Annotated in this window: 21 protein-coding genes; 1 reads left to right on the top strand and 20 read right to left on the bottom strand. The window is 53.9% G+C overall.

Annotation, left to right across the window (positions count from 1 at the left end):
* Nucleotides 1–6 precede the first annotated feature (6 nt).
* From wzxC to AB6731_RS01190, 17 genes are all read right to left on the bottom strand, one after another.
* A complete protein-coding gene (gene wzxC, locus AB6731_RS01270) occupies nt 7–1,485 on the bottom strand; it encodes a colanic acid undecaprenyl disphosphate flippase WzxC (RefSeq protein ID WP_047355745.1) in 1,479 nt (492 codons plus the stop codon).
* Between the two features lies 1 nt (nt 1,486).
* Nucleotides 1,487–2,881 carry an undecaprenyl-phosphate glucose phosphotransferase gene (gene wcaJ / locus AB6731_RS01265; RefSeq protein WP_014170813.1) on the bottom strand — a complete coding sequence of 465 codons (1,395 nt, stop codon included), beginning with the start codon at nt 2,879–2,881 and terminating at the stop codon, nt 1,487–1,489.
* A 62-nt stretch (nt 2,882–2,943) separates the two neighbouring features.
* On the bottom strand, nt 2,944–4,314 hold the full coding sequence (gene cpsG, locus AB6731_RS01260; protein WP_032680630.1) for a colanic acid biosynthesis phosphomannomutase CpsG: 1,371 nt from the start codon (nt 4,312–4,314) through the stop codon (nt 2,944–2,946).
* Nucleotides 4,315–4,423: 109 nt separating this feature from the next.
* Nucleotides 4,424–5,860 carry a mannose-1-phosphate guanyltransferase gene (gene cpsB / locus AB6731_RS01255; RefSeq protein WP_113656053.1) on the bottom strand — a complete coding sequence of 479 codons (1,437 nt, stop codon included), beginning with the start codon at nt 5,858–5,860 and terminating at the stop codon, nt 4,424–4,426.
* A 3-nt stretch (nt 5,861–5,863) separates the two neighbouring features.
* Nucleotides 5,864–7,087: a colanic acid biosynthesis fucosyltransferase WcaI gene (wcaI, locus tag AB6731_RS01250; RefSeq protein WP_079231884.1), complete on the bottom strand. Its 1,224-nt coding sequence runs from the start codon at nt 7,085–7,087 to the stop codon at nt 5,864–5,866.
* A complete protein-coding gene (locus AB6731_RS01245; RefSeq protein WP_072126435.1) occupies nt 7,084–7,563 on the bottom strand; it encodes a GDP-mannose mannosyl hydrolase in 480 nt (159 codons plus the stop codon). Before AB6731_RS01245 ends, wcaI begins: the two co-directional genes overlap by 4 nt.
* 2 nt (nt 7,564–7,565) lie before the next feature.
* A complete protein-coding gene (locus AB6731_RS01240; protein WP_014170818.1) occupies nt 7,566–8,531 on the bottom strand; it encodes a GDP-L-fucose synthase in 966 nt (321 codons plus the stop codon).
* A gap of 2 nt (nt 8,532–8,533) precedes the next feature.
* Nucleotides 8,534–9,655, bottom strand: a complete 1,122-nt coding sequence (gene gmd, locus AB6731_RS01235; protein ID WP_014170819.1) for a GDP-mannose 4,6-dehydratase — start codon at nt 9,653–9,655, stop codon at nt 8,534–8,536.
* A gap of 24 nt (nt 9,656–9,679) precedes the next feature.
* Entirely contained in the window at nt 9,680–10,228 is a 549-nt protein-coding gene (gene wcaF / locus AB6731_RS01230; protein WP_371005782.1) for a colanic acid biosynthesis acetyltransferase WcaF, read from the bottom strand.
* Between the two features lie 15 nt (nt 10,229–10,243).
* Nucleotides 10,244–10,990 carry a colanic acid biosynthesis glycosyltransferase WcaE gene (wcaE, locus tag AB6731_RS01225; RefSeq protein ID WP_014170821.1) on the bottom strand — a complete coding sequence of 249 codons (747 nt, stop codon included), beginning with the start codon at nt 10,988–10,990 and terminating at the stop codon, nt 10,244–10,246.
* A gap of 16 nt (nt 10,991–11,006) precedes the next feature.
* Entirely contained in the window at nt 11,007–12,227 is a 1,221-nt protein-coding gene (gene wcaD / locus AB6731_RS01220; RefSeq protein WP_020883262.1) for a colanic acid polymerase WcaD, read from the bottom strand.
* Entirely contained in the window at nt 12,202–13,419 is a 1,218-nt protein-coding gene (gene wcaC, locus AB6731_RS01215; RefSeq protein WP_014170823.1) for a colanic acid biosynthesis glycosyltransferase WcaC, read from the bottom strand. The genes wcaD and wcaC overlap by 26 nt, the downstream gene beginning before the upstream one ends.
* Nucleotides 13,416–13,907 (bottom strand): colanic acid biosynthesis acetyltransferase WcaB, encoded by a 492-nt coding sequence (wcaB, locus tag AB6731_RS01210; protein ID WP_322415948.1) that lies wholly within the window; start codon nt 13,905–13,907, stop codon nt 13,416–13,418. The genes wcaC and wcaB overlap by 4 nt, the downstream gene beginning before the upstream one ends.
* Nucleotides 13,907–14,749, bottom strand: a complete 843-nt coding sequence (gene wcaA, locus AB6731_RS01205; RefSeq protein WP_014170826.1) for a colanic acid biosynthesis glycosyltransferase WcaA — start codon at nt 14,747–14,749, stop codon at nt 13,907–13,909. The genes wcaB and wcaA overlap by 1 nt, the downstream gene beginning before the upstream one ends.
* A gap of 22 nt (nt 14,750–14,771) precedes the next feature.
* Entirely contained in the window at nt 14,772–16,934 is a 2,163-nt protein-coding gene (wzc, locus tag AB6731_RS01200) for a tyrosine-protein kinase Wzc (protein ID WP_020883260.1), read from the bottom strand.
* 2 nt (nt 16,935–16,936) lie between these two features.
* On the bottom strand, nt 16,937–17,380 hold the full coding sequence (gene wzb, locus AB6731_RS01195) for a low molecular weight protein-tyrosine-phosphatase Wzb (RefSeq protein WP_014170828.1): 444 nt from the start codon (nt 17,378–17,380) through the stop codon (nt 16,937–16,939).
* A gap of 6 nt (nt 17,381–17,386) precedes the next feature.
* Entirely contained in the window at nt 17,387–18,526 is a 1,140-nt protein-coding gene (locus AB6731_RS01190) for a polysaccharide export protein (protein ID WP_014170829.1), read from the bottom strand.
* Nucleotides 18,527–19,218: 692 nt separating this feature from the next.
* Here AB6731_RS01190 and AB6731_RS01185 point away from each other — a divergent pair.
* A complete protein-coding gene (locus AB6731_RS01185; RefSeq protein ID WP_371005781.1) occupies nt 19,219–20,802 on the top strand; it encodes a transporter associated domain-containing protein in 1,584 nt (527 codons plus the stop codon).
* Nucleotides 20,803–20,848: 46 nt separating this feature from the next.
* On the opposite strand, the gene asmA is transcribed toward AB6731_RS01185, so the two are convergent.
* From asmA to udk, 3 genes are all read right to left on the bottom strand, one after another.
* Nucleotides 20,849–22,699 carry an outer membrane assembly protein AsmA gene (asmA, locus tag AB6731_RS01180; RefSeq protein WP_371005780.1) on the bottom strand — a complete coding sequence of 617 codons (1,851 nt, stop codon included), beginning with the start codon at nt 22,697–22,699 and terminating at the stop codon, nt 20,849–20,851.
* A 22-nt stretch (nt 22,700–22,721) separates the two neighbouring features.
* Nucleotides 22,722–23,303: a dCTP deaminase gene (dcd, locus tag AB6731_RS01175; protein ID WP_020883257.1), complete on the bottom strand. Its 582-nt coding sequence runs from the start codon at nt 23,301–23,303 to the stop codon at nt 22,722–22,724.
* A gap of 91 nt (nt 23,304–23,394) precedes the next feature.
* The gene (gene udk, locus AB6731_RS01170; RefSeq protein WP_020883256.1) at nt 23,395–24,036 is read right to left on the bottom strand and encodes a uridine kinase; all 642 of its coding nucleotides are present in this window, start codon (nt 24,034–24,036) and stop codon (nt 23,395–23,397) included.
* Between the last annotated feature and the right edge of the window lie 283 nt (nt 24,037–24,319).

Here is a 24,319-nt window from a genome sequence, read left to right as displayed (position 1 = left end):
AAATAACTAGCCTGCGCGAAGCAGCGTTTTCATTTTTTCGTTACGGCAAAACTGGCGCTTCATCTCCACCACCAGCGCATTACGTGACAGCACAATCATCACGCCAAACGCCAGTGCACCTACTGCGACCTGTATTGCCAGCATGGCCGCGAGCGGCAGATGGCCAGTGAGCACGATGCCCAGCCCATAGCTCACCGCAAGGGTAGGCAATGACAGATAAAACGGCAGCCACAGGCTCAGAATGTACTGCCGGTAGCTGGAGCCCAGCACCGGCTTGATCATCACGAAGTAGCTCAGAACGGTGTTGATGATCTGCACCAGCAGAAAACCAAGCGTGACCCCAATGGCGCCGGCCATATGTCCACCGACGATAATCGCCGGAATAAACAAGAACGTTTTAAACACGTTGAATTTGAAGCTGATATCAACCCGCGCTTTAGCCATCAGCAGTGAGCCAATCGGGTTTCCAACGGATCGCAGCAGCCCCACCACGCACAGCAGCTGCAGGATCGGGATAATGCTGTTCCACTTCTCGCCAAACACCAGCGGCACGAAGTTGCTCGAGACCACCATCAGCCCCAGCAAAACCGGGAAATTGATAATGCCCACCACAGAGAGCAGCTTGTAAAAATTGACGCGCAGCTTCTCGGTGTCGTCCTGAATTTTGGCGAACGCCGGGAACAGTACGCGGGTGATAATCGGGTTGAGCTTCATTGGTGGTACTACCGCGACGTTGTACGCCAGGTTGTACCCCCCCGCGACGCTCGCGCCGAGGATGCGTGCCAGCACCAGCGTGGAGAGGTTGGTGTTGACATAGTTGATGATGCTGTCGGCGGTGAGCCACGCACCAAAACGCAGGTTGGATGACACCGAAGCGAGAGAGAAATGCAGCCCAGGACGGTAAATCTTGCGACCAAAGTAGCCGAACAGCAGCGTACGCACGGCAGAGTTAACCAGATACCCGAGGATAGCGGTCATGGCCAGCGGCCAGAAATGGGCGCTGACCACGGTAAAGGTAAACCCTGCGAGAACGGCGCTGGTCTCGATCATCCCAATCTTGTTGAATTCCAGCTCTTTCTGCATCAGCGCGCGGAACTGTTGCCCGTGCGGGATCACCACAAAAGCAAACGAGAGCGTACGCATCAGCGGTGCCAGATCGGGGTTGTGCAGCACGCTGGCGATGGTATCGCTCAACAGGAACACCAGCACGAAAACGAACACCCCCAGCCCAACGTTCAGCCAGTAGAGCGTGGTCAGTTCCAGATGGCTGATCTCTTTGCGCTGGATAATCGAGTTAGCAATGCCGAAGTCAGACAACGTATCGGCCAGCGCGATAATCACCAGCGAGACGGTCAGCAGACCGAACTGGTGGTTATCGATAATGCGCGCCAGCACCGTCATCTGCACCAGGCCGAGGCCAATGATGACAATGGTCGCCATCGCTGACCATTTGGCGCCGCTGATGGTTTTTTCACGTAAGCTCATCTTAGTACGCCGCTTTGTTCACGAAACCTTTGAAGATGGTCAGAAAGACGATCTTGATATCGAACCAGAGGCTCCATTCACGGATGTACTCCAGGTCGAATTCGATGCGTTTTTCCATTTTTTCCAGCGTGTCGGTCTCGCCGCGCCAGCCGTTGATCTGCGCCCAGCCGGTAATGCCTGGCTTCACTTTATGGCGCAACATGTAGCCTTCAATCAGCGAGCGGTACTGTTCGTTGTGAGCCACGGCATGGGGACGGGGGCCGACAATCGACATGCCACCGGTAAAGACGTTGATAAACTGCGGCAGCTCATCCAGCGAGGTACGGCGCAGGAAGTTCCCCACCCGCGTAACACGAGGATCGTTCTGCGTCGCCTGGGTCACGACCTTGTCGTTCTCCATCACCTTCATTGAGCGGAATTTCCACACCATGATAGGCTTACCGTCCATGCCGTAGCGGGTCTGACGGAAGATAACCGGGCCCGGGGAGCTCAGCTTCACCGCCAGAGCAATGCAGCACAGCACCGGGGAGATCAGCAGTAAGATCAGTGAAGAGAGCACGATATCTTCCAGGCGCTTGAGCACGCGATTGATACCCGACAGCGGGGTGTCATACAGCGGCACGACCGGCACGCCGTTCACTTCTTCAATACGGGAGTGGAGGATGTTAAAGGTAAAGACGTCCGGGATCAGGATCACCGAACAGGTGGTATCGGCCAGTTCACGCATCAGTTTCTTAATGCGGGATTCATCTTTCATCTGCATCGCGATGTAGACGTTATGAATTTTGCCGGCTTTCGCGTCCTCAATAAGCTGTTCGTAATTACCGGCCCAGTCTGAAGGCACGCCGCCAGGCTTCGCGTCGTGATAAATCCCGACCACTTCAAAACCTAACCATGGTTCTTTGCGGAAGCTATCGAGAAGCACCTTCCCTACCGGCAAATCCCCCGCCACGGCGACAAAGCGACGGTTATAACCGCGGTTACGCAGCCAGCCGGCGCCAAAACGGATCAGGGTGCGGCATACCACCATGCCGACGCTGGTAATCAGATACCAGCACAGATATGTCACCAGGCGATTATCAAAATCATGGCTGAATGCCACCAGCCCTGCGCTGAAGATCAGGCTTAATGTCCAGTTCTGCAGCAACAGCATCAGTTCGGTGGTCATTTTCACACCACGCCACGAACGGTAGAAGTCGGTCATCCCCCCGATCATCTGGAACACAACCAGCGCAATCAGCGCCATGAGCAGATGCATGTAGAAGAAGGATTGCCCGCTTACCCAACTCACCACCCATAATCCGCCGACCATGATGGTGATATCAGAAAAACGCTGCACCATGGAGATTAACGATGCATTCGTTCTCGCTCGTTCGCGTTTTTTTAGATTCGTCATCGTTGTTCCTTTAGTTCAACACCTGCCCCCTCACCCCACATCAGGATGAGGGGGAAAGCTATTTACTGATTCAACAGCGCCAGAATGTCCTTCGTTCGCGCTTCCATCAGCGCGGTATCCGCGCGGGATTCCACGTTCAGGCGCACCACCGGCTCGGTATTTGAAGAGCGCAGGTTAAAACGCCACTGCGGGAACGCCATGCTGATGCCGTCGGTACGGTCAATTTCCAGCGCATGGAGGGCAAAATGCTGCTCCACGCGGGCAATGGCCTCGGCCGGCTGCGCCAGTTTGCTGTTGATTTCGCCACTTGCCGGGAAGGCCGCCATGCGGTCGCGTACCAGCTCGCCAAGGGTCTGCCCTTTCAGACACAGCAGCTCGGTCACCAGCAGCCACGGGATCATCCCGCTGTCGCAGTAGGCAAAATCACGGAAATAGTGGTGGGCGCTCATCTCGCCGCCATAAATGGCGTCTTCTTCGCGCATACGCTCTTTAATGAAGGCATGACCGGTTTTGGACATCACCGGCTGGCCGCCCGCGGCGTTCACCACATCCACGGTGTTCCAGGACAGACGCGGATCGTGAATGATCTTCGCGCCCGGGTTCTTCTCGAGGAACGCTTCCGCCAGCAGGCCGACAATGTAGTAGCCTTCGATGAACTGGCCTTTTTCGTCGAACAGGAAGCAGCGGTCGAAATCGCCGTCAAAGGCGATACCCATATCGGCACCGTGTTCGATGACCGCGTTACGGGTGTCGTCGCGGCACTCCGGCAGCAGCGGGTTCGGGATACCGTTCGGGAAGTTGCCGTCCGGGGTGTTATGGACCTTAACGAAGGTTACCGGGACGTTCAGGGCCTTAAAGCGGGCTTCGAGCGCATCCACCACCGGGCCGGCCGCGCCGTTACCGGAGTTGATCACTAGCTTCAGCGGTTTCAGGTTTGCAACGTTGATGTAGCCCAGCAGATGGTCGATGTACGCTTTACGCAGGTCGATCTGCTTATAGCTGCCGCGTTTCGCTTCATTCACCGGCGGGAAATCGTTAGCTTCGGCGAGACGCTGCACGTCACGCAGACCGGTATCGCCGCTGATTGGACGCGCGCCCTTGCGCACCAGCTTCATACCGTTGTAGTCCATTGGGTTATGGCTGGCTGTCACTTCGATACCGCCGTCCACGCCGAGGTGGAAGGTGGCAAAGTAAATCTCTTCGGTGCCGGACAAGCCGATATCCAGCACGTCCACTCCCGCATCCTGCAGCCCTTTTGCCAGCGCCAGCTTCAGGGACTCACTGGTCAGGCGCACATCGCCGCCCAGGACAATCGTTTGTGGCTTAAGATATTCGCCGTATGCGCGGCCAATGCGCCACGCAATGTCTTCATTCAGCTCTTCGCCCAGCTTGCCGCGAATATCGTAGGCTTTAAAACAGGTTAATTTTTCCATGATGACCCCTTTTTCAGGCAACAGTTGGCCCGCCCGATTAACAGGCAAATTTGTTTTTATTCATTCGCAGGCCGGATGCGCGAAACGCTATCCGGCTTTAGAGACGGCGCTATACCCGCCCGTAACGGTCCTGGAAACGGACAATATCGTCTTCTTCCAGGTACGAACCGGAGCGCACTTCAATTAAGTCGAGAGGAATTTTCCCCGGGTTTTCCAGACAGTGCGTGGCTCCCAGCGGAATATAGATTGACTCGTTTTCGCCCAGCAGTTTCACTTCGCCATCAATCGTGACTTTGGCGGTACCCGCCACCACGACCCAGTGCTCGGCACGGTGGTGGTGCATCTGTACCGACAGCCCCTCCCCCGGTTTAACGGTGATGCGTTTCACCTGGTAACGTTCACCGGCATCGATGGAGTCATATTTGCCCCACGGACGATACACTTCGCGGTGGATATGGTGTTCATGGCGACCATCGGCCTTGATCTTCTCCACCACTTTTTTAACGTCCTGCACGGCATTACGGTCAGCAATCAGCACGGCGTCTTTCGTCTGTACGACCACCAGATCCTTCACGCCGACTGTGGTCACCAGACCGGACTCGGCGTAGATATAGCTGTTTTCCGTTTTGTGGCTGATAACATCACCGTGATGGACGTTACCCTCCGGGGTATGAGCGCTGATCTCCCACAGGGAGGACCAGGAACCAACATCGCTCCAGCCCGCATCCATCGGTACCACAACGGCATCGGCCGTGCGTTCCATTACCGCATAGTCAATTGACTCTTCCGGGCAGGCGAGGAAAGACGCTTCGTCAACACGGATAAAATCGAGATCCGGATCCACTACCGCCATCGCTTTCTCGCAGGCGTCCAGAATATCCGGGCGATATTTGCGCAGCTCTTCCAGGTAGCGGCCAGCGCGGAACAGGAACATCCCGCTGTTCCAGTAATATTCACCGCTGGCCACATACGCCTGCGCGGTTTCCAGATTCGGTTTTTCGACAAACTGCGCCACGTCAAACGCTACGCTGTCGCCTTCGCCAGGGGTCACATTGCCACGACGAATATACCCGTAGCCGGTTTCCGGCAGGTCCGGCACGATGCCGAAAGTCACCAGTTTGCCGTTTTCGGCGTAAGGAATAGCCGCGCGTACCGCCTCGCGGAACGACTCTTCCTGTTGAATAACATGGTCTGCCGCCAGAACCAGCATCAGCGGATCGCAATCCGGGCTGCTGCGTTTGGCCGCCAGCGCCGCCAGCGCAATCGCGGGGGCGGTGTTACGTCCGGCAGGCTCCAGAATGATATTTTCTGTGAGTTTGTTCAGCTGGCGCAGCTGCTCGGCGACAATAAAGCGGTGTTGTTCGTTACAAATCACCACCGGGCTTTCACACTCCACACCCTGCAGGCGGTTAACCGTCGTCTGCAGCATGGTGAGCTCCCCTTTCAGGCAGAGGAACTGTTTTGGATAGAGCACGCGGGACAGCGGCCACAACCGGCTACCAGAGCCACCTGCCATCACAACCGGATACAAAGTGGTTTGACTCATGATTTATCCCCGTATATCTGCAATAAATTGGCTCAGCACGTTCTCTTTCTCGAGCGTGCGTTCGGCATATTCACGTGCCACCGTGTTCGTTTTTGGCATGGCAAGTGCCCGTTCAATGCCAGTGACCAGCGCCGGGACCGATTCCGGTTCCACGCAAACGGCGATCCCCGGATAGCTGTCGCACAGCTGGCCTAATTCTGTTTCGGCTTCCGCCGTGATCACCGCGTTACCGCCCACTGCCAGAATGTTGGTCAGCTTGGACGGCAACACCGCGTCTGCCGCGCCGCGCTTTTGTACCACCAGATGGCAGTCGCCCATCTTCAGCAACGCAGGCAGTGCCTCGTAAGACTGAAGCGGGAAAAATTTCACGTTCGTCAGGCCGCGCTCGCTGGCCATCTTTTCCAGTCGCGCTTTTCCGCCGCCCTGCCCGACGATGACAAACATCCAGGGTTGATGGCTCAGTTGCTGTGCGGCATCGATGACGCTCTCCAGCCCCTGCTTCTCGCCGATGTTGCCTGAATAAAGAATGATTTTTTGGTCGTCAGGCAGACCGAGCTGAGCGCGTAGCGACTGAGCGTCACTGTCTGTCACGTCGCGAAAACGCGCCACTTCAGACCAGTTAGGGAAAAAGATCACTTTTTCCGCCGGTACACCCTTCTCCTGCGCTTTGTTCATCATTGAGCGCGAGATGGTCGAGACATAATCCACGTTATGCAGGCCGCTGCGCTCGAAGGCGCTGGCGAGTTTCGCCACCTTCCCGCTCTTACCTTTGCCGGCCATTCCCAGGCCGAGCATGGCGTCCACTTCATAATCCTGAATGTGAAGCAGCGTGCGCGCGCCGGAGAGTTTGCCCAGCAGGCGCATGCCTGGGGTGCAGAACAGCGTTGGCACCACACCGATAATGCGATCCGGCTTCCAGCGACGTTGCGCCATCAGCGGGAAGAAACTGCTCAGGGCAAAGCTGCCCAGATGAAGTAACCGCTTCAGCGTTGAGGGCTGTTTCGGCACGTACAGCGGGCAACGCCAGACGGTCGCGGCACCCTCTTCGCGACGGTAGCGCCAGCCTGAATAGCGCTCACCTACTTTCCATTCCGGGTAGTATGGCGGCGCGGTAATGACCCGCACGTCATGTCCCTGGCTCGCCATCCACTCGACCATTTCGCCGGTGTATTTACCGATTCCGGTTAACTCCGGCGAATAGTTGATTCCGTACACCAGAATTTTCATAAGCCCGGCACTCCGGACTGACGATCGGCCAGGAAATAGGCACGACTGTTGTCATGCACATTGTCACTGGCCAGCAACGCCTCTGGCGTCTGCCAGCGGTAGTCGTCATGCTGAGAATCAGGCAGACGCAGGTCTGCCTCACTCACCTTCAGGCGAAAACCGAGCACCACATAGTGCGTGGTGAAACCGGTGCCCGAAAAGTTATCGTCATAGAAGTGCTGCCAGACCCCGTAAAACTGGCCTGCCGCCATCGGCAGTTGCAGGCCCAGTTCCGCCAGAGTGAGACGCTCAAAAGCATTTTCCAGCGTCTCATCCTTCTGCACGCGCCCGCCGGGCACGAACCAAAAGCCCTGTGCAGGACGGTTGGTTCGTTTTCCCAGCAAGAACTCGCCGCGTTCGTTTTCCACCACCAAATCAATTGAGATGAGCGGAGTGGAACGCACTACCGTGGCAAAATCTTCCTGACTTAAAAACATCATTACCCCCGGAAGCGGTGCTGGTTTTCAAGGAACCACTGGTAGGTGCTTGCCAGCCCCTGCTCCAGTGATACCTCGTGATACCAGCCCAGCTGATGCAGACGGGTCACGTCCAGCAGTTTGCGCGGCGTGCCGTCCGGTTTGGTGGCGTCAAAGACCACGCGGCCTTTGTAACCCACCACCTGCGCGATGGTTTGCGCCAGCTCACGAATGGTGCAATCCACGCCAGTACCGACGTTAATGTGCGACAGCATCGGTTCGGTGTTTTCCTGCCACACCTCACGATCCAGCTCCATTACGTGGATGCTGGCAGCCGCCATGTCATCCACATGCAGGAATTCACGCATTGGCGTACCGCTGCCCCACACCACCACATCCGGTGCATTTTCGGCCGTTGCCTCGTGGAAACGACGCAGCAGCGCCGGGATCACGTGCGAATTGCTCGGGTGGAAGTTGTCATGCGGTCCGTACAGGTTGGTCGGCATCACCGAACGATAGTCGCGGTTATACTGACGGTTGTAGGATTCGCACAGCTTGATCCCGGCAATCTTGGCAATCGCATACGGCTCGTTGGTTGCTTCCAGCGTGCCCTGCAGCAGTTCGCTCTCAGCGATCGGCTGCTTCGCCATTTTCGGGTAGATACAGGATGAGCCGAGGAACAACAGCTTATTCACGTTGTGCAGATGCGCTGCGTGAATGATGTTGCTCTCAATCATCATGTTCTCGTAGATGAAATCCGCCGGATACGTGTTGTTGGCAACAATGCCGCCCACTTTCGCCGCCGCCAGATACACCTGGTCAATACGTTCACTGGCGAAGAAGTCCTGTACCGCTTTGCTGTCGAGCAGGTTCAGCTCGTCACGGGTACGGACAATCACATCGACATCACCGCGCTGTTCAAGCTGGCGAACAATCGCGGAACCCACCATTCCGCGATGACCCGCGACAAAAATACGTTGTTTTGTCATTCTCAGGACTCCAGCGCGATGGCAACCTCGTAGCCATGAGACTTGAGCAGGGAGTGTTTTTTCGCTGCTTCAAGATCTTTGGCAACCATCTCGGAAACCATCTCCTGCAGAGTCGTTTCTGGTTTCCAGCCCAGTGTTTCGTGTGCTTTGGTTGGGTCGCCCAGCAGGGTTTCCACTTCAGCAGGACGGAAGTAACGTGGGTCAACCTGTACAATCACGTCGCCCGGTTTCACGCCCGGTGCGTCATGGCCCGTTACGGAAACCACGATGCCTTTCTCTTCCACGCCGGTACCTTCGAAGCGCAGTTTGATACCCAGCTGAGCGGCAGCCATCTCAACGAACTGACGTACGGAGTACTGCACGCCGGTTGCGATAACGAAGTCTTCTGGTTTTTCCTGCTGCAGCATCATCCACTGCATTTTTACGTAGTCTTTGGCATGGCCCCAGTCACGCAGGGAATCCATGTTGCCGAGGTGCAGGCAAGATTCCAGACCCTGTGCGATGTTAGCGATAGCGCGGGTGATTTTACGGGTAACGAATGTTTCACCGCGACGTGGGGATTCGTGGTTGAACAGAATGCCGTTACAGGCATACATGCCGTAGGACTCACGGTAGTTCACGGTGATCCAGTACGCGTACAGTTTCGCTACGGCGTACGGAGAACGTGGATAGAACGGGGTAGTCTCTTTCTGAGGAATTTCCTGCACCAGACCGTACAGCTCAGACGTGGATGCCTGGTAGAAACGGGTTTTCTTCTCAAGGCCGAGGAAGCGAATCGCTTCCAGCAGACGCAGCGTACCCATTGCGTCAACGTCAGCGGTGTATTCCGGAGATTCGAAGGAGACCGCAACGTGGCTCATCGCGCCCAGGTTGTACACTTCATCCGGCTGCACTTCCTGCAGAATACGGGTCAGGTTGGAAGTATCGGTCAGGTCGCCGTAGTGCAGATGGAATTTCGGGTTCGCCGCATGAGGATCCTGATAAATGTGATCCACACGTTCGGTGTTGAATGAAGAAGCACGACGCTTAATACCGTGTACTTCATAACCTTTTTCCAGCAGCAGTTCTGCCAGGTAAGAACCATCCTGTCCGGTAACGCCGGTGATGAGAGCGACTTTAGACATGTTTATATTCCTCTACTTATGAATTTAATCAGTTTCAACGCGTTCGCGTATCACCACTGCGGGGTTGCCACGGCAAATTTTATTTGCCGGTAGCGATTTAAAAACGCTGCTGCGGGCACCGACTACCGTGCCATCGCCAACAGAAACACCAGGTGCAACAAAAACATCTGTCGCCAGCCAGCATTTTTCGCCAATCACAATCGGAGTGGCGGTAATATCAAAATGCTGACTCATAAAATCGTGACTGCCGGTGCACAAATAACACTTCTGTGAAACCACTGAATTTGCGCCAATCGTAATATCGCCAAGGGTATATAACACCGCGTCATCCCCTACCCACGCATAATCCCCAAGCGTTAATTTCCACGGGTAGGTAATTTTTACCGACGGGCGAATGACTACGTTTTTTCCGATTTTTGCGCCAAACAGACGCAATAAAAAAGCTCGCCAGCGGTACAGTATTTGCGGTGACCTGGCAAATAAGGTGGCCTGTACGGCCCACCACAACTGCACTTTAATACCGCTCCCGCCCCGAAAGCCTTTCGGCACGGAGAAACCTTTAAGATCCTGCATTACGTTTCCTTATATTCAGGCTTTGTTATATAAGGTTTTCGTTTTACCCGTGGTACGCAGACGTAATAAATAAGATAATTCCGCCCAGAACCCCGGCACGCCTAATATTTTACGCTGCACATTTCTGGCATCCTGGCACAGTTCCAGATTATTAGACGTTGACACACCGCCCATTGAAAATTCAGATACCAGCCCTTTAATTCGACGGAACGGGTAACCTGATTTATACAGGCTGGCGGTCAGCGCATAATCTGAAGAAACTTTATACTGCAGATCGTAAGGCTGTTTTTTCAGACCTTTTACCGGGAAGAAAATGGCCTGATGGCTGGCAGGCAAACTGTGGTAGATATACCAGCCGGGTTTCGCACTGCGGCAAACTTTATGCCCATCGCCAAAATCGAGCAGCGCGTCGCCAATGTACATCGCATCCTCTTTCTGGCGCGCCAGCTGACGGGCAAATAACGCCACATCCTCATGGAATACGTCACCGGAATTCAGGAAGATGGCATAACGGCCTTGCGCCATGTCGATGCCTTTATTCATCGCATCGTAGATGCCTTTATCTTTCTCGCTGATGAAACGTAAGTTGAACTCACCGTTGAGTTTTTCCAGAAACTCCGCCGTACCATCGTTCGAGCCGCCATCGACCACAATCCACTCGAAGGTGAGACTTGGATCGCGCGCCAGGTTGCGCAGCGAGCGCCAGGTTTTTACCACCCCTTCGTAATTACGAAAAGCGACAGTAATGACGCTAAGAAACATAAATCACCTCATTTCGTCATACGTTCGTAATATTAAGCGCTTTGCGCAGAATAAACGGACAGACAATCAAGAAAGCATATTCCGGGCTAAATATTGACCCGGTAAAAAACAACGACACCGGTGTAAACAGATAAAGCTGCACGCGAAAGTTCTGGTTATCACCAAACGCGTTAATCATCATTTTGAAAACTTTAAACAGATACCACAGTGTCAACAGTACGGCGAACCACGAAAAATAGATAATTAACAGATACAGGCCATTGTCTATGGTTTTACCGACATCCGCACCGTTAAAGATTCCGAATGATGCAACATATTCGTAAAGTGAGCCGAATCTTACTACACCATCGATATGGGTTAAGGAATAACCCACCATCACCAGCGGACCAATGATACGATAATAGGATGACGAGCCTTCGGTTCCCAAATCTCCCAGGCGTTCTGAGATGTATGGGAAGGCAAATATCACGCCAACCATAAATACTGTCAGAGAGATAATCGCCAGCGGCAGTTTTTTCTTAATCGCATCTTTGTTCAGGTACTGGAACGCCCACTCCAGCAGGTAAAACAGGATAAATGTCATTACCCCTGAGAACGATCCTGACAGAACAATTCCTGCAAGAATCATAGCATCGGTCTTAGGGGTTTTGATACCAAACTGTTTGATGCTGAGCCAAATTGAGATTAGTGCCAGAGCAAAAAACGCCGGTTCAAAATAGAGGGCTGTCGTACGCTTTCCGCCAAACTTGATGAAGTTCAATACATAGCTGTTACTGTAAATGAGATATTTCGAAATTATCTCCATCAGGCTACTGCCACCGGTCAAAATAATTTGCGCCATTTCCAGTGCAGCAAGCATAACAATTAACGCAACGGCAATATAAAAGAATCTAAGGATTTTCCGATAATTGTGTGGCGAAATAACCTTGAAACGAATACTCCAGACCATGCCAATAATAATGACGATATAAACAAACAGCATGGTGGAGGTGACGTATTTACTGGCATCCAGAGACTGACCAAAGATGTAGTTAAATAGCGTCAGACCCACGCCCAGCCCTAAGGCCATCATCAGCTTCTTGAGGTTGATTTTGTCGACATACAGCAGAAGCAGAACGGGCAAGAAGGTCACTATGGTTATCGGGAAGCTTTCGCCAAGCTGGGCAATTTTGACGTTGACCAGCAGGTAAATCAGCGGCAGCAGCAGATAACTACAGACTCTGATAGAACGAGACATATTCCTCCAGCATCTGTTGTCCACTGTAGGCCTTGCGGCTGCGGTTGCGGAACGATTCCAGGTCGGTGCCAAAAACGGCCTGCGCGATCTGCGCCTTCGGCAGTTGCACCAGGGGCAGCACCTCATGCTCCGCAAACGTGGTCCCGCCCGATTTTTCCAGCACTTCACGTGCCGCATCGCTGTGGGTGGCAATCACCGGCACACCGATGGAGAGCGCTTCGCACAGGATCAGCGGGTAGTTATCCACGCGCGAACTGAATACCAGCGCATCCATCCCATTGAGGGCGCTCATCAGTTTGCGCTTGTCGGTTTCAAACCCGTGATTCACCACGTTAGCCCCTTCGAACGGCGAGAACTTGCCGAAGGTGTGCAGTTCAATCTTGTCACCCAGCGCCATCATGTCGCGCACCAGCTGCTGATTGGTTTTGCCGTCGTAACGCAGGTCATGCGCAACGATAGCGATTTTTGGTTTACCCGGGGTTTCTGCAACCGGGGTAAGTTCGGCCAGAATCGCTTCTGTCGCCACGTCGATACCGTTATTGATGATCTGACAGCGCCCTGCCCCATACAGACTGTTAAAGGCATCGGCAACGTGCTGGCTTGGGGAGATAAACGTACAGCCGAGCGAGAGCATGTCGCGGAACAGCTGGCGCTTTCCGGCCACCAGCTGATGGGCACGATCCACTTTCACCGGCGGGTAGTTGCTCAGCGTCGGGCACTTCTGGCAGTTGCTTTTCCAGCCTTCACACCCGTCGGTAAAGGCGCAGCGACCGGTCACGCTCCAGTGATCGTGCAGCGTCCAGACGAAGCGGGTATCCGGTTTGTGGGCCTGCACCTTCTGACAAAACGCCACCACCTCTTCCAGATTCAGCCAGTAGCTGTGAAGTACGTGGAAATGCAGCACAACCGGCCCCTGGGAGCGCGTCACGGTGCGATAAAGGGTATTAAGATTGCCAAACAGATCGCGGTTAAACAGGCGGAACAAGGCAATGTTGGCCACGGAAGTCAGGCGCGGCGTGTGCTTATGCACCTGCGGGTAGTTATCGTGACTGACGCTTTTCTTACCGCCTTTGCCATAACCGTAAATAAAACGAGACTGAAGTCCTTTTTGCAGCGCGCGCTGGTGAAGATCCAGCGCCACACCGGCCGCCCCGCCCTCTGCGAGACGGACGTTAAATTGCAGAATGTTCATTTGATCACCTTCACGCGGGCTTTCTCACCCACCACCAGCGCGTTATCCGGAATACTGTCCAGCACCACGCTCCCTGCGCCTATCGTGACGTTATTACCAATCGTGATGTCGCCAATGATGACCACGTTCGCGCCCAGCTCGACGTTATTGCCAATCACCGGGCAGGCCAGGCTGTCGGGCCCACGGTTACCGATGGTGACCGCGTGGCGAATAGTGAAATCATCACCGGCTACAACGAATTTGTTGATCACCACGGCATAACCGTGATGAATGGTAAAACGGCGACCAATGGTGGCAGCGGCCTGAATTTCATAACCAAAAAAACATTCAGTAATGATGCGGTACAGCACCAGCACCGGTGCTGCCCAGAGATTGTTTAAAACATTTTTCTTGCGCCACACCGAGCAAAAATGCGCAATGCGGTACGCCAGAACCATGCAGCACGGGCGCAGGCTCCAGCCGTTAGCGCGGCAATCTTCCAGAAACATTATTTCCCCCGAAGTCCATCAGCCAGACGCTTGCCGTTACGCACGGACAACAACGTGAGCAGCGTGCGCCAGTTCATACGCTTATTGCGGATCTGATAGAGGGTAAACAGCTGATACTTCCGGCTGGCACGGTCGAACTTGTCCTTGTGCTTGCGGTAAAAGTGGAAGTAACCAGAGAATTTCTTCGGCGACGAGGTGATTTGCATCTCCCCGTGATTGATATGCAGGATCTGCGTCGCCTCTTCCACCTTCCACGGCTCGCCATACTCCATCACCATGCGCAGGAAGATGTCGTAATCCTGCGCAGCCTTCAGCTCGGTATCGAACAGGCACTCCTTAAAGCGCCACGCCCAGGTAAAGACCTGATTACCGATGATGTTGCGTTTATAGAACAGGCGGCGTGAGTAAGGCGATTTCGGGTACAACGGCAGGCTGGCAGGCTGCGAGTAAACTTCACCCTGACAGACATAGTCGTTGGCATACAAAAACGCATGCGTCACCAGCTGTGCTTTGTGCGACAGGAAGATCGACAGACGGTTCGGCGTCCATTCGTCATCGTCGTCAATGCCGGTCAGATACTGGCCTTTAGCCTGCATAATCGCCTGGTTACGCACCGCGCACGCACCGGAGTTAATCTCGTTGTGCGTGTAAACCACGCGCGGGTCGTTAAGGTCAGTCACAAACTTTTGCAGCTGTTCGTACGAGGAAGAACAGTCATCAACGATGATCAGTTCCCAGTTATCGTAATCCTGTCGCAGCACAGATTTTATTGCGCGGATCGCCAGCTGCTGACGATTCCATGTCGGCATATAAATAGAAACTAAAGGGCGTTGTGTAGTCATGGTCTTCCCCGAAAGCTAACGATTAGTGACTGTCAGACTTGTATTCGTACTCGTAGTAACCGTAATCCTGGTAACCGGTCGCACGACGGAAGATGGAGTTCAGGATCACCCCTTTCACTTCAATTCCGTTTTGCTCGAAGCGGCTCAGGCTGGTTTCCACTTCCTTCAGCGTGTTCACCGCGTAACGCGCCACCATCAGCGTGGTGCCGGCATGGCGGCCCACAATGGCGGCATCGGTCACCGCCAGAATTGGTGGGGTATCAATCAACACCAGGTCATAGTTTTTGCTCGCCCACTCCACCAGCTCGCTAAAACGTTCACTCATCAGCAGCTCTGATGGATTTGGCGGCACCTGACCACGCGGAATAAGGTCAAACTTCGGCACCGTCGTCGGTTTTGCACTCTGGCTAATCTCACCTTTGCCCAGCAGGATTTCCGACAGCCCGTTGACGTTATTGGTACCCAGCAGTTCGTGGGTATAGCCCTTACGCATATCACAGTCGATCAGCAGCACCCGTTTATTGGTCTGACTCACCACCGCCGCCAGGTTGGCACAGACAAAGGTCTTACCAATTGACGGGCTGACACCGGTCAGCATCAGAACATTGTTTTTGGCCTGCATCATGGCGAAGTGCAGACTGGTACGCAGACTACGAATCGCTTCGATGGCCAGATCGGTTGGGTTACCCACGGCCAGCAGCTGGCTTTGTTTGTAACGCTTAACGCCTTTGGTGGTTTTGACGCTGTCACGCGATTTTTGCCACTCCGACAGCGGGATGCTGGCGTAGACGTTGATACCGCTCTCTTCCAGTGCCTGCGGGCTTTCGATTCCACGGTTGAACAGCGAGCGAAGCAGCACGCCAACGATGGAGAGGATAAGACCCAGAATAATGCTGCCGAGAATGATGAGGGCTTTCTTCGGCTTCAGCACCCCTGGCTGGGTGATGGCCGGGTCAACGATGCGCACATCACCAACGGTACTGGCTTCGGTAATTTTCAGCTCCTGCTGTTTATTCAGCAGCTGCATGTACACCTGCTGTCCGGATTCCACATCGCGGGTCAGACGTACGATTTCCTGCTGCGTTTTAGGCATCGCAGTGACGCGGTCGTTGAGTTTCGCCTTCTCTTCTTCCAGCGTGCGGCGTTTCTCGAGCAGCGTACGGTAGGCCGGGTGACGCTTGGTATAAAGCTTGGAAATTTCCGCCTCTTTGAAGGTCAGCTCGTTAAGCTGCGCATCAATGTTAACCATCGAGTCGAGAACGGATTTCGCTTCCAGCGGCAGGTCGACAGAGTCTTTATCCTGACGATAGGCGTTCAGCTTGTTCTCGGCATCATCCAGACGGGCGCGGACTTCCGGAAGCTGTTTAGCGAGGAATGCCAGGCTTTTCGCTGCTTCAGCCGATTTACGCTCAACGTTCTGCTCAAGATAGTTACGGGTGATGCTGTTGAGGATGTCGCGGATCTGATCCTTATCTTCACCGGTAAAGGTCATGCTCAGGACACCGGTGTCCTTGCCGTTTTCGGTGACGGTCAGGTTGTTCTGCAGATTGTTAATCATTCCCAGCGTGGAGAATTTGGTCACGGTAAATTCACCGCCCTCCTGGGCGTGGATCGCGCTGACCATCATGCTGACACCCTGTTTCGTCAGCATCTGCCCCACTTCACCGCGCGCGCTAAAGCCCGCATCGCTGGTCAACTGGTACTGTTTCGGGCCTAACACCGTCAGGGTAAAGGTCTGATCCGCGCTTCCTTTTGGCAGCACAAAGTCAGTCACTTTGACCGTGTCGTTGCTGCGTCCCATCAGACGGTCCCAGCCGGCACCAAAGATCGGGAAGGTATTTTTGGTGACGGAGATATCAAGGCCGAGGTCGTGAACGGTTTTACCCAGAACCAGGCGCGACTGGATCAGCTGAATTTCCGCATCGGAGGCCGGCGGTTTGTTCGCCAGTGCGGAGCCAATGTCCTGCACCAGCGAGTTACCGGTATTCTGCTCAATCTGCACCAGCGCATCGGCACTGTAGATGGGCGTCGCAAACAGCGTATAGACGACGGCCGCCGCGGCAAACACGGCGGTGATCCCAAGCACCCACCACTTTGCCTCTACGACGGTGCCGACCAGGCGACCAATATCGATTTCATCACTGCCCGAAGTCGGGGCGGCAGAAGGTTTTGTTTTTTCTGTCATTGTTATCCCTGCTGAGCTTTCAGTGCCTGCGCCCACTGACGGGCAGACTGGTCAAGTAAGGTGTATACCGCCTCGAAGGCCTCATGGCTTTTGCGATATGGATCGGGGATTTCGCGTTCATTGTCCCAGTGACCAAACAGCATCACCTTGCCGCGCATCTCCGGTGCGATATCACACAGCGCATGGATATGGCGTTTTTCCATCGTCAGGATCAGGTCATACTCCCGGCACATACGGCCGGTGACCTGACGGGCGATGTGCCCGTCGAGCGAAAGGTTATGATCGCGGGCCACGCTCGTTGCGCGCTCATCGGCACCTTTACCGACCAGCGCACCCAGCCCTGCGGATTCAACGGTCAGTTCGGGCTGGTAGAGTTTCAGCAGCCGTTCAGCCGTGGGGGAACGGCAAATGTTCCCCACGCATACCACCAGAATTTTGTTAAACATCGCGGATTACCAGGTATGAATGTCGCGCGCCGTATCCGTCATGTAGCGAACGCCACTGATGGTTGGCAGCAACTGGTTGATCAGACGGTTCCAGCGGGCAACCGGTGCGGTGGTGACATACACCACATCGTATGGCTGGAGACGGAACTCCGTTGCCATCACCAGAGACGTCGCATCGGACATATCCAGCTGGTAGATGTTGGCAATCTTGCCTTTCGCACTGCCCTCACCTTTCAGCGGACGGATCACGAAGATACCGGTGGCGTTGGAGGTGGTCAGATCAATACCCTCTGCATTACCCAGCGCTTCGGTCAGGGTCATGCCGCTGAAGTCCATTTTGAGGGTGCTCTGTTTCTTAACTTCGCCCATCACGAACACTTTCAGATCGTCATTGCGCGGTACGTAGAGAATATCGCCCGGATAGAGCAGACGGTTCTGAGTCAGGTCACCGTTTTGCATCAGCGCCTGCAGCGAAATGCGCTGCTCTTTGCCGTTGTGCGTCAGAACCACGTTGCGCCAGTCGGCACCGTCGGTTAAACCGCCGGCGGCGTTAATGGCATCCAGAACGGTCAGCGGTACGTTGGTGATGGCCTGTTGACCGGATTTATTCACCTGTCCGGAGATATAGGCTTTTTGCGAGCGGAATGCGGCGATATTAACGTCCACCTGCGGATCGGCGATGTACTGCGCTAAGCGGCCGGTAATATCACTGCGGATTTCGGCGAGCGTTTTCCCGGCAACGTGTACCTTGCCAATATAGGGATAGAACATGGTGCCGTCTGACTGTACCCAGTTACCGGTGTCGCTTGAGCTACGGTACTGGCCCGCTGGTGTGGTCAGTTCAGGGTGGTCCCAGACGGTGACGTTGATGACATCACCCGGCCCCACGCGGTACTGGTAGGAGGCAATCTCCTGATCCAGAGACATATTCGGCTGAGCAACATTCGGACGTGGGCGTAATTGTTCGACCAGACGTGGCGTGAGTGGATAAACATTCACCATTTTGTCGAGATCAAAATCGGCATCCTGCTGCTTGATCACATCCTTACCCATTGTTGACATATTGCTGCCGGGAAAGACCGTACAACCACTCATCAAGGTCACAGACACCAATAATGGCATCAATTTCATTTTGGATTTCATCATTGATTATTTATCACTTTGGCAGAGTAATTATCCTGTGCAATTTAAAATAAGCCGGGTCGTATTGGGTTTCAGCATGCAGTTAATCAAATAGAAATATAACTGGCATCAGTCCTAAAAAAAGCTTATTCATCCATTGGCTATTGACAGAATAATCGAGGCTGATTCACACGCTTTCAGGCACGCTACCGCCCTTGGCTTTCAGTTACCAATCCACTGACTAAACAATGTGTTATGGATAGACACCCTCTTGAACAAGGTCTTCTGGAAATATATCAGCCGCAAAAACGCCCGACGGATAATCAATAACCATTCCTGAAGACCGAAACAATAATAGCAACAAGGAGATTTAACATTTGATGCTGGAGGAATTGTTGCAGCTAACCTAATAGCAGGCAAGGAGACAACTGTCCTAATAACTGTTTTTAAGATTAATATTAAGAGCAAAGTTTTGACCTTTTAGGATTTTCTTTATATTGACAAAGCAACAATAAAAACCATTAATTGCGATATATCCTAAAATGTACTGTGCGTAATAAAATATACGTAATTACCTTATTTACAGCGCCAGCGTATTGCTCTCTTTTTGTTCGGCCTTATTAAGAGAAATCTCAGCCCGGCATTGCAATTTCCCGCCGCTTTATCCATGATCGAAGTGTGACATTCGTCATATAACAGAAGGTATTGCTATTACTATGGAATGGATTGCCGATCCATCAATCTGGGCCGGACTGGTGACGCTGGTCGTCATCGAATTGGTGCTCGGTATTGATAATCTGGTCTTTATCGCCATCCTCGCCGAAAAACTGCCCCCTTCTCAGCGTGACCGCGCTCGCGTAACGGGCCTGCTTTTGGCGATGGTGATGCGGTTGCTGCTGCTGGCCTCTATCTCCTGGCTGGTCACGCTGACACAGCCTCTGTTCTCCGTTCACGGCCTGAGCTTCAGCGCCCGTGACCTGATCATGCTCTTCGGTGGCTTGTTCCTGCTGTTTAAAGCGACGGTTGAACTCAATGAGCGGCTCGAAGGCAAAGACAGTGAAAACCCGACCCAGCGACGCGGGGCAAAGTTCTGGCCTGTGGTGGCGCAAATCGTGGTGCTGGACGCCGTCTTCTCACTGGACTCGGTGATCACCGCCGTCGGGATGGTTGACCACCTGGCCGTGATGATGGCCGCAGTGATCATTGCCATTACGCTGATGGTGATGGCAAGTAAAGCCCTGACCCGGTTCGTTAATAGCCACCCGACCATTGTTATTCTCTGCCTGAGTTTCCTGCTGATGATTGGCTTTAGCCTGGTGGCAGACGGGTTTGAATTCCACATTCCGAAAGGCTATCTGTATGCCGCCATTGGTTTCTCAGTAATGATTGAAGCGCTGAACCAGCTGGCGATATTCAACCGTCGCCGCTTCCTCTCAGCGAATCAGACGTTACGTCAACGCACGGCCGACACGGTCATGCGCCTGCTGAGCGGGAAAAAAGAGGATGCGGAACTGGATGCGGAATCCGCCGCGATGCTTGCCGATCACAGTGACGGGCTGATCTTTAATCCGCAGGAGCGACTGATGATTGAGCGAGTGCTCAATCTTAATCAGCGGACGGTCAGCAGCATCATGACATCACGGCATGACATTGAGCATATCGACCTGACGGCACCGGAGGAGCACATTCGCGCCCTGCTGGATAAAAACCAGCACACCCGCGTGGTTGTCACCGGTGGTGAAGAGGAAGAGGAGTTGCTGGGCGTGGTGCACGTCATCGACCTGCTGCAACAGCAGCTGCACGGTGAAGCACTCAATCTGCGCGCTCTGGTGCGCCAGCCGCTGGTCTTCCCTGAAGGACTGCAGCTGCTTTCTGCCCTTGAGCAGTTCCGTAACGCGCGCACTCACTTTGCCTTTGTGGTGGATGAATTCGGTTCCGTTGAAGGACTGGTCACGCTCAGCGACGTCATGGAAACCATCGCCGGTAATTTGCCCAACGAGGTGGATGAGATTGATGCGCGCCACGACATCCAGAAAAATGCCGACGGGTCGTGGACGGCGAACGGCCATATGCCGCTGGAAGACCTGGTGCAATATGTGCCGCTGCCGCTGGATGAAAAACGCGAATACCACACTATTGCCGGTCTGCTGATGGAATATTTGCAGCGTATCCCGCAACCGGGAGAAGAGGTTCAGGTGGGCGACTATCTGCTTAAAACGTTGCAGGTTGAGAGCCACCGTGTACAGAAGGTGCAGCTCATTCCACTGCGGGATGAAGAAGAACTGGACTATGAGGTTTAGTGAGTTGTTTTGCCCGGTAGCATGTGCGCTACCGGGCGCTCGGGCATCAAAGCTTATCTAACAGCTTCTTCACATCCTTCCCTGACTGTGAATCTTTATTCCGATCCGCCCAGTCGTTCAGACGACGTTTCGCTTCGTCCTGCAGATGTTTGCGCAGGATCTGATCCACCTGAAGGCTGTAATTCAGCGCCTGCCATTTGCCATAGACAGTGAGTGGAACCGGCGTCTCTTTAAGGAAGTCGATCAGTTTACTTTCACCCTGCCAGCCGGAAAGTACCCGCACGTTAAATCGGGTATCCGCCGTCTCTTTCACCAGATCCAGCTTACCTTCACCGGTTAACGACAGGAGTGAAGAGGTTCCCTGCATTCCGTCGAGGGTGAGCTGCCCGTTATCCAGCGTCAGGTCAGTGGTAAAGCTGTCGAGGCGCGTTGCGCTGTCGTAGTTTTCCTGGGCTTTGACATCACTGCTGCGCTCCACCGCCTGCTGCACCAGCTGCTGGAAGTTAAGCCCTTCCATACGGGAATCTTTCAGATCAAGATGGGCCTGCCCCTGCCATTCGCGGCGGAAAGCCTCAGCATCAATCTTCGTCCCCGAGAAGTCACCCGCCAGCGTCAATTGGCCCGTTAAGGAGATCGGGTAATTAAAGGCTTTAAGGATGGTACCAATCTCAACGTTGTCGAGACGCGGCTGGAATTCGGCGCTGGCCGTCTCTTTACGCACGTCCAGCGTGCCCGGCAGAGAAAGATGTCCGGCGCCCATTTTGCCGCTCAGTTCGGAGATCACCAGCAAACCGTTATGGTTAAACATCTGGCTGCTCACGTCGGTAAAATCGATACCGCGCCAGCGCAGGCTGTTAGCTTTCAGTAAGATATCGGCCGTGAATCCACGCAGACCGTTATAGTCTGGCTGATCAAGACTCGAGGAGATGACCGGACGCGGCTTGGACGGCTGGCTTTGCCCATTCTGAGCGGCGTTCCCGTCGGTTGCACCCGCTGGCTGAGGCGGAAGTAAGTTCTCCAGATTGAGCTTGTCAAACTGCAGATTCATTACCCACTTCGGCTTCTCCTCAAGCGTGACGCTCGCCTGCCCTGTCAGACTGCTGTCGTTCGCCTGCAGATTGAGGTTTTCCAGCTCAAGCTGTTTTTGCTCTTCGCGCCACACGGCCTGCAGCGTTCCCTGACCGGTGATCCCCTGGGCAGGAAGATCGGCTCCCGTCAGTTGCCAGTTCAGTTGCTGAATATCCGCCGTGAGCTGATGGGGGTAATCTGAGGCATTCACGTTGGCGTTCAGCGACAGATTCAGATCGCGCTGATCGCGGTTCAGCCTTCCGCTAAACTCCAGCGAGGCAATATGATGGGCGTCCTGCTCCATCTTCAGGTTGATGTTACGGACGGTTACCTGCTCGTCGGACTCATGCTGGAAAACCAGCACGCTGTCGGCGACTTTCAGTTTGGCTATATCAAATGACCAGCCCGTATCCGTCGGCTCGTCGGGCAGCGTATTTTCCCGCGGGGCGACCGGCGCATCCGAGTCACGCACGGCTTCAGTTTGCGGCGTCAGCTGAATCACCGCCCCTTTCAGCATCACCTGGTCGACCTGCAACTGGTGTGAAAAGAGCGGGATCAACGCCACATCAAGACGCATGTTATCGGCAGAGACCAGCGGCTGGGAGGCACCCGGCGCGGTTAACGACATGCGGCCTGAGAGAATGCTGAGTTGCGGCCAGACGTGCCAGCGCAGCGGCCCATCAAGCTTCAGTTGATAACCACTACGCGCTTCGACCTGCCGCACCATGTAAGCACGGAAATCATTAGGGTTAACAAGCAGGACTAACGCCGAAAGGCCAGCAACCAGAACCACCAGCAAAATCATCAGCGTTGTCAGAACTCTTCTCATAGCATCCTCAGTGGACTAACGATCAGTCTTTATCAATACGGCTCGCGACCGCACCCTGCTGGTCGCGATATTTAGCGTCCTGACGGCGGTTATAAGGACGATCTGCCGGACCGGTTAGCGGTTCAAAGCTCAGCGCACCGATCATCATCCCTGGACGCAGTGCCAGAGGCAGTTTACCGGCATTGAAGAACTCGAGCACGATACGGCCCGACCAGCCTGGATCGATACGGTGCGCGGTCACGTGAACCATCAGCCCCAGTCGCGCCAGAGAAGAACGGCCATCGAGCCAGCCGACCAGGTCCGCAGGCAGCGTCACGGATTCATAGGTCACCGCCAGCGCCAGTTCACCCGGATGCAGATAAAAGGCTTCGCCCTCGTCAATAACGATTTCATCACTCATCACGCGATCAAGTGCGGCGCTGACTTCATCCTTCGGCCCGCTAAGGTCGATGAACGGTGCGGTATGGCCGCTAAAGGTGCGGAATTTATTTCCCAGGCGCACATCAACAGTCACACCATTGATACGCTCCACGGGTGGACGTGGTGTAATAGACAGACGGCCTTCATCCAGCCAGGCTTCAATATCGCGATCACAAAGACGCATCGCACTTTCTCCTTTCATGCATCGTACCCTGAAGCCATAAAGACTCAGGGCAAAACCAGGTTATCCCTGAACGGTACACAATTCGCGCGGCTTATTCAAAAAACTGGCTGATTTTCGCTTTTAAGATATCAATGGCTATGCGGTTTTTACCGCCGCGAGGCACGATGATATCGGCGTATTGCTTGGATGGTTCAATGAATTGCAGGAACATCGGGCGGACAGTTTTCTGGTATTGCGCCATCACGGAGTCCATTGAACGTCCACGCTCATTCACGTCACGCTTAATGCGGCGCATCAGGCAGATATCCAGCGGCGTATCGACGAAAATCGAGAAGTTCATTGATTCACGCAGACGGGAGTCGGTCAGAAGCAAAATACCTTCAAGGATAATGACCTTCTTCGGTTCGATCCGGATCGTTTCCTGCGTACGGGTATGTTCTACATAACTATAGACGGGAAGTTCAATTGCCTGGCCGCTTTTAAGTGCTTCTAAATGCTGGAACAGTAAGCTGTGATCCATCGCATTAGGATGGTCATAGTTAGTTTTTACGCGTTCTTCCATCGACAGATGGGATTGATCTTTGTAATAGCTGTCTTCGGGAATGACGCCGATATGCTCATCACCAACTTGTTCACGCAGTTCGCGGTAAAGCGTACTGGCAATAAGACTTTTACCTGAAGCCGATGCGCCGGCGATGCCTATAATGACGCACTGATGAGACTTATCAGTCATAAATTTAGCGACCTGATTAACCTGGATGTTAAGGAAGGACGACGCCGGAGCGTCAAACGCGGCAATTATAGGGATTTCGCGGGCATGATACCAGTCGAAAGCGCAGGTTCTGCGAGACAGGGTGAAAAGCGACGAAATGATCCCTTTGTGAAATTTAAACGCACGTTTTTTCAGCGTTTGCCGGGGATTTTTTACCGAGTAACTATTTAATAAGTCTATGATGTCAAATTATGAGCAGTCGCCATATGAATTGTAAATTGTTTGTACTAGCATAAACCAAATT

This window comes from Enterobacter sp. RCC_40 (genome assembly GCF_041360735.1).
In the GTDB taxonomy this organism is placed as follows: domain Bacteria; phylum Pseudomonadota; class Gammaproteobacteria; order Enterobacterales; family Enterobacteriaceae; genus Enterobacter; species Enterobacter ludwigii.
The sequence above is the reverse complement of the archived record's forward strand: the minus strand, read 5'-3'. Positions and strand labels throughout refer to the sequence as shown.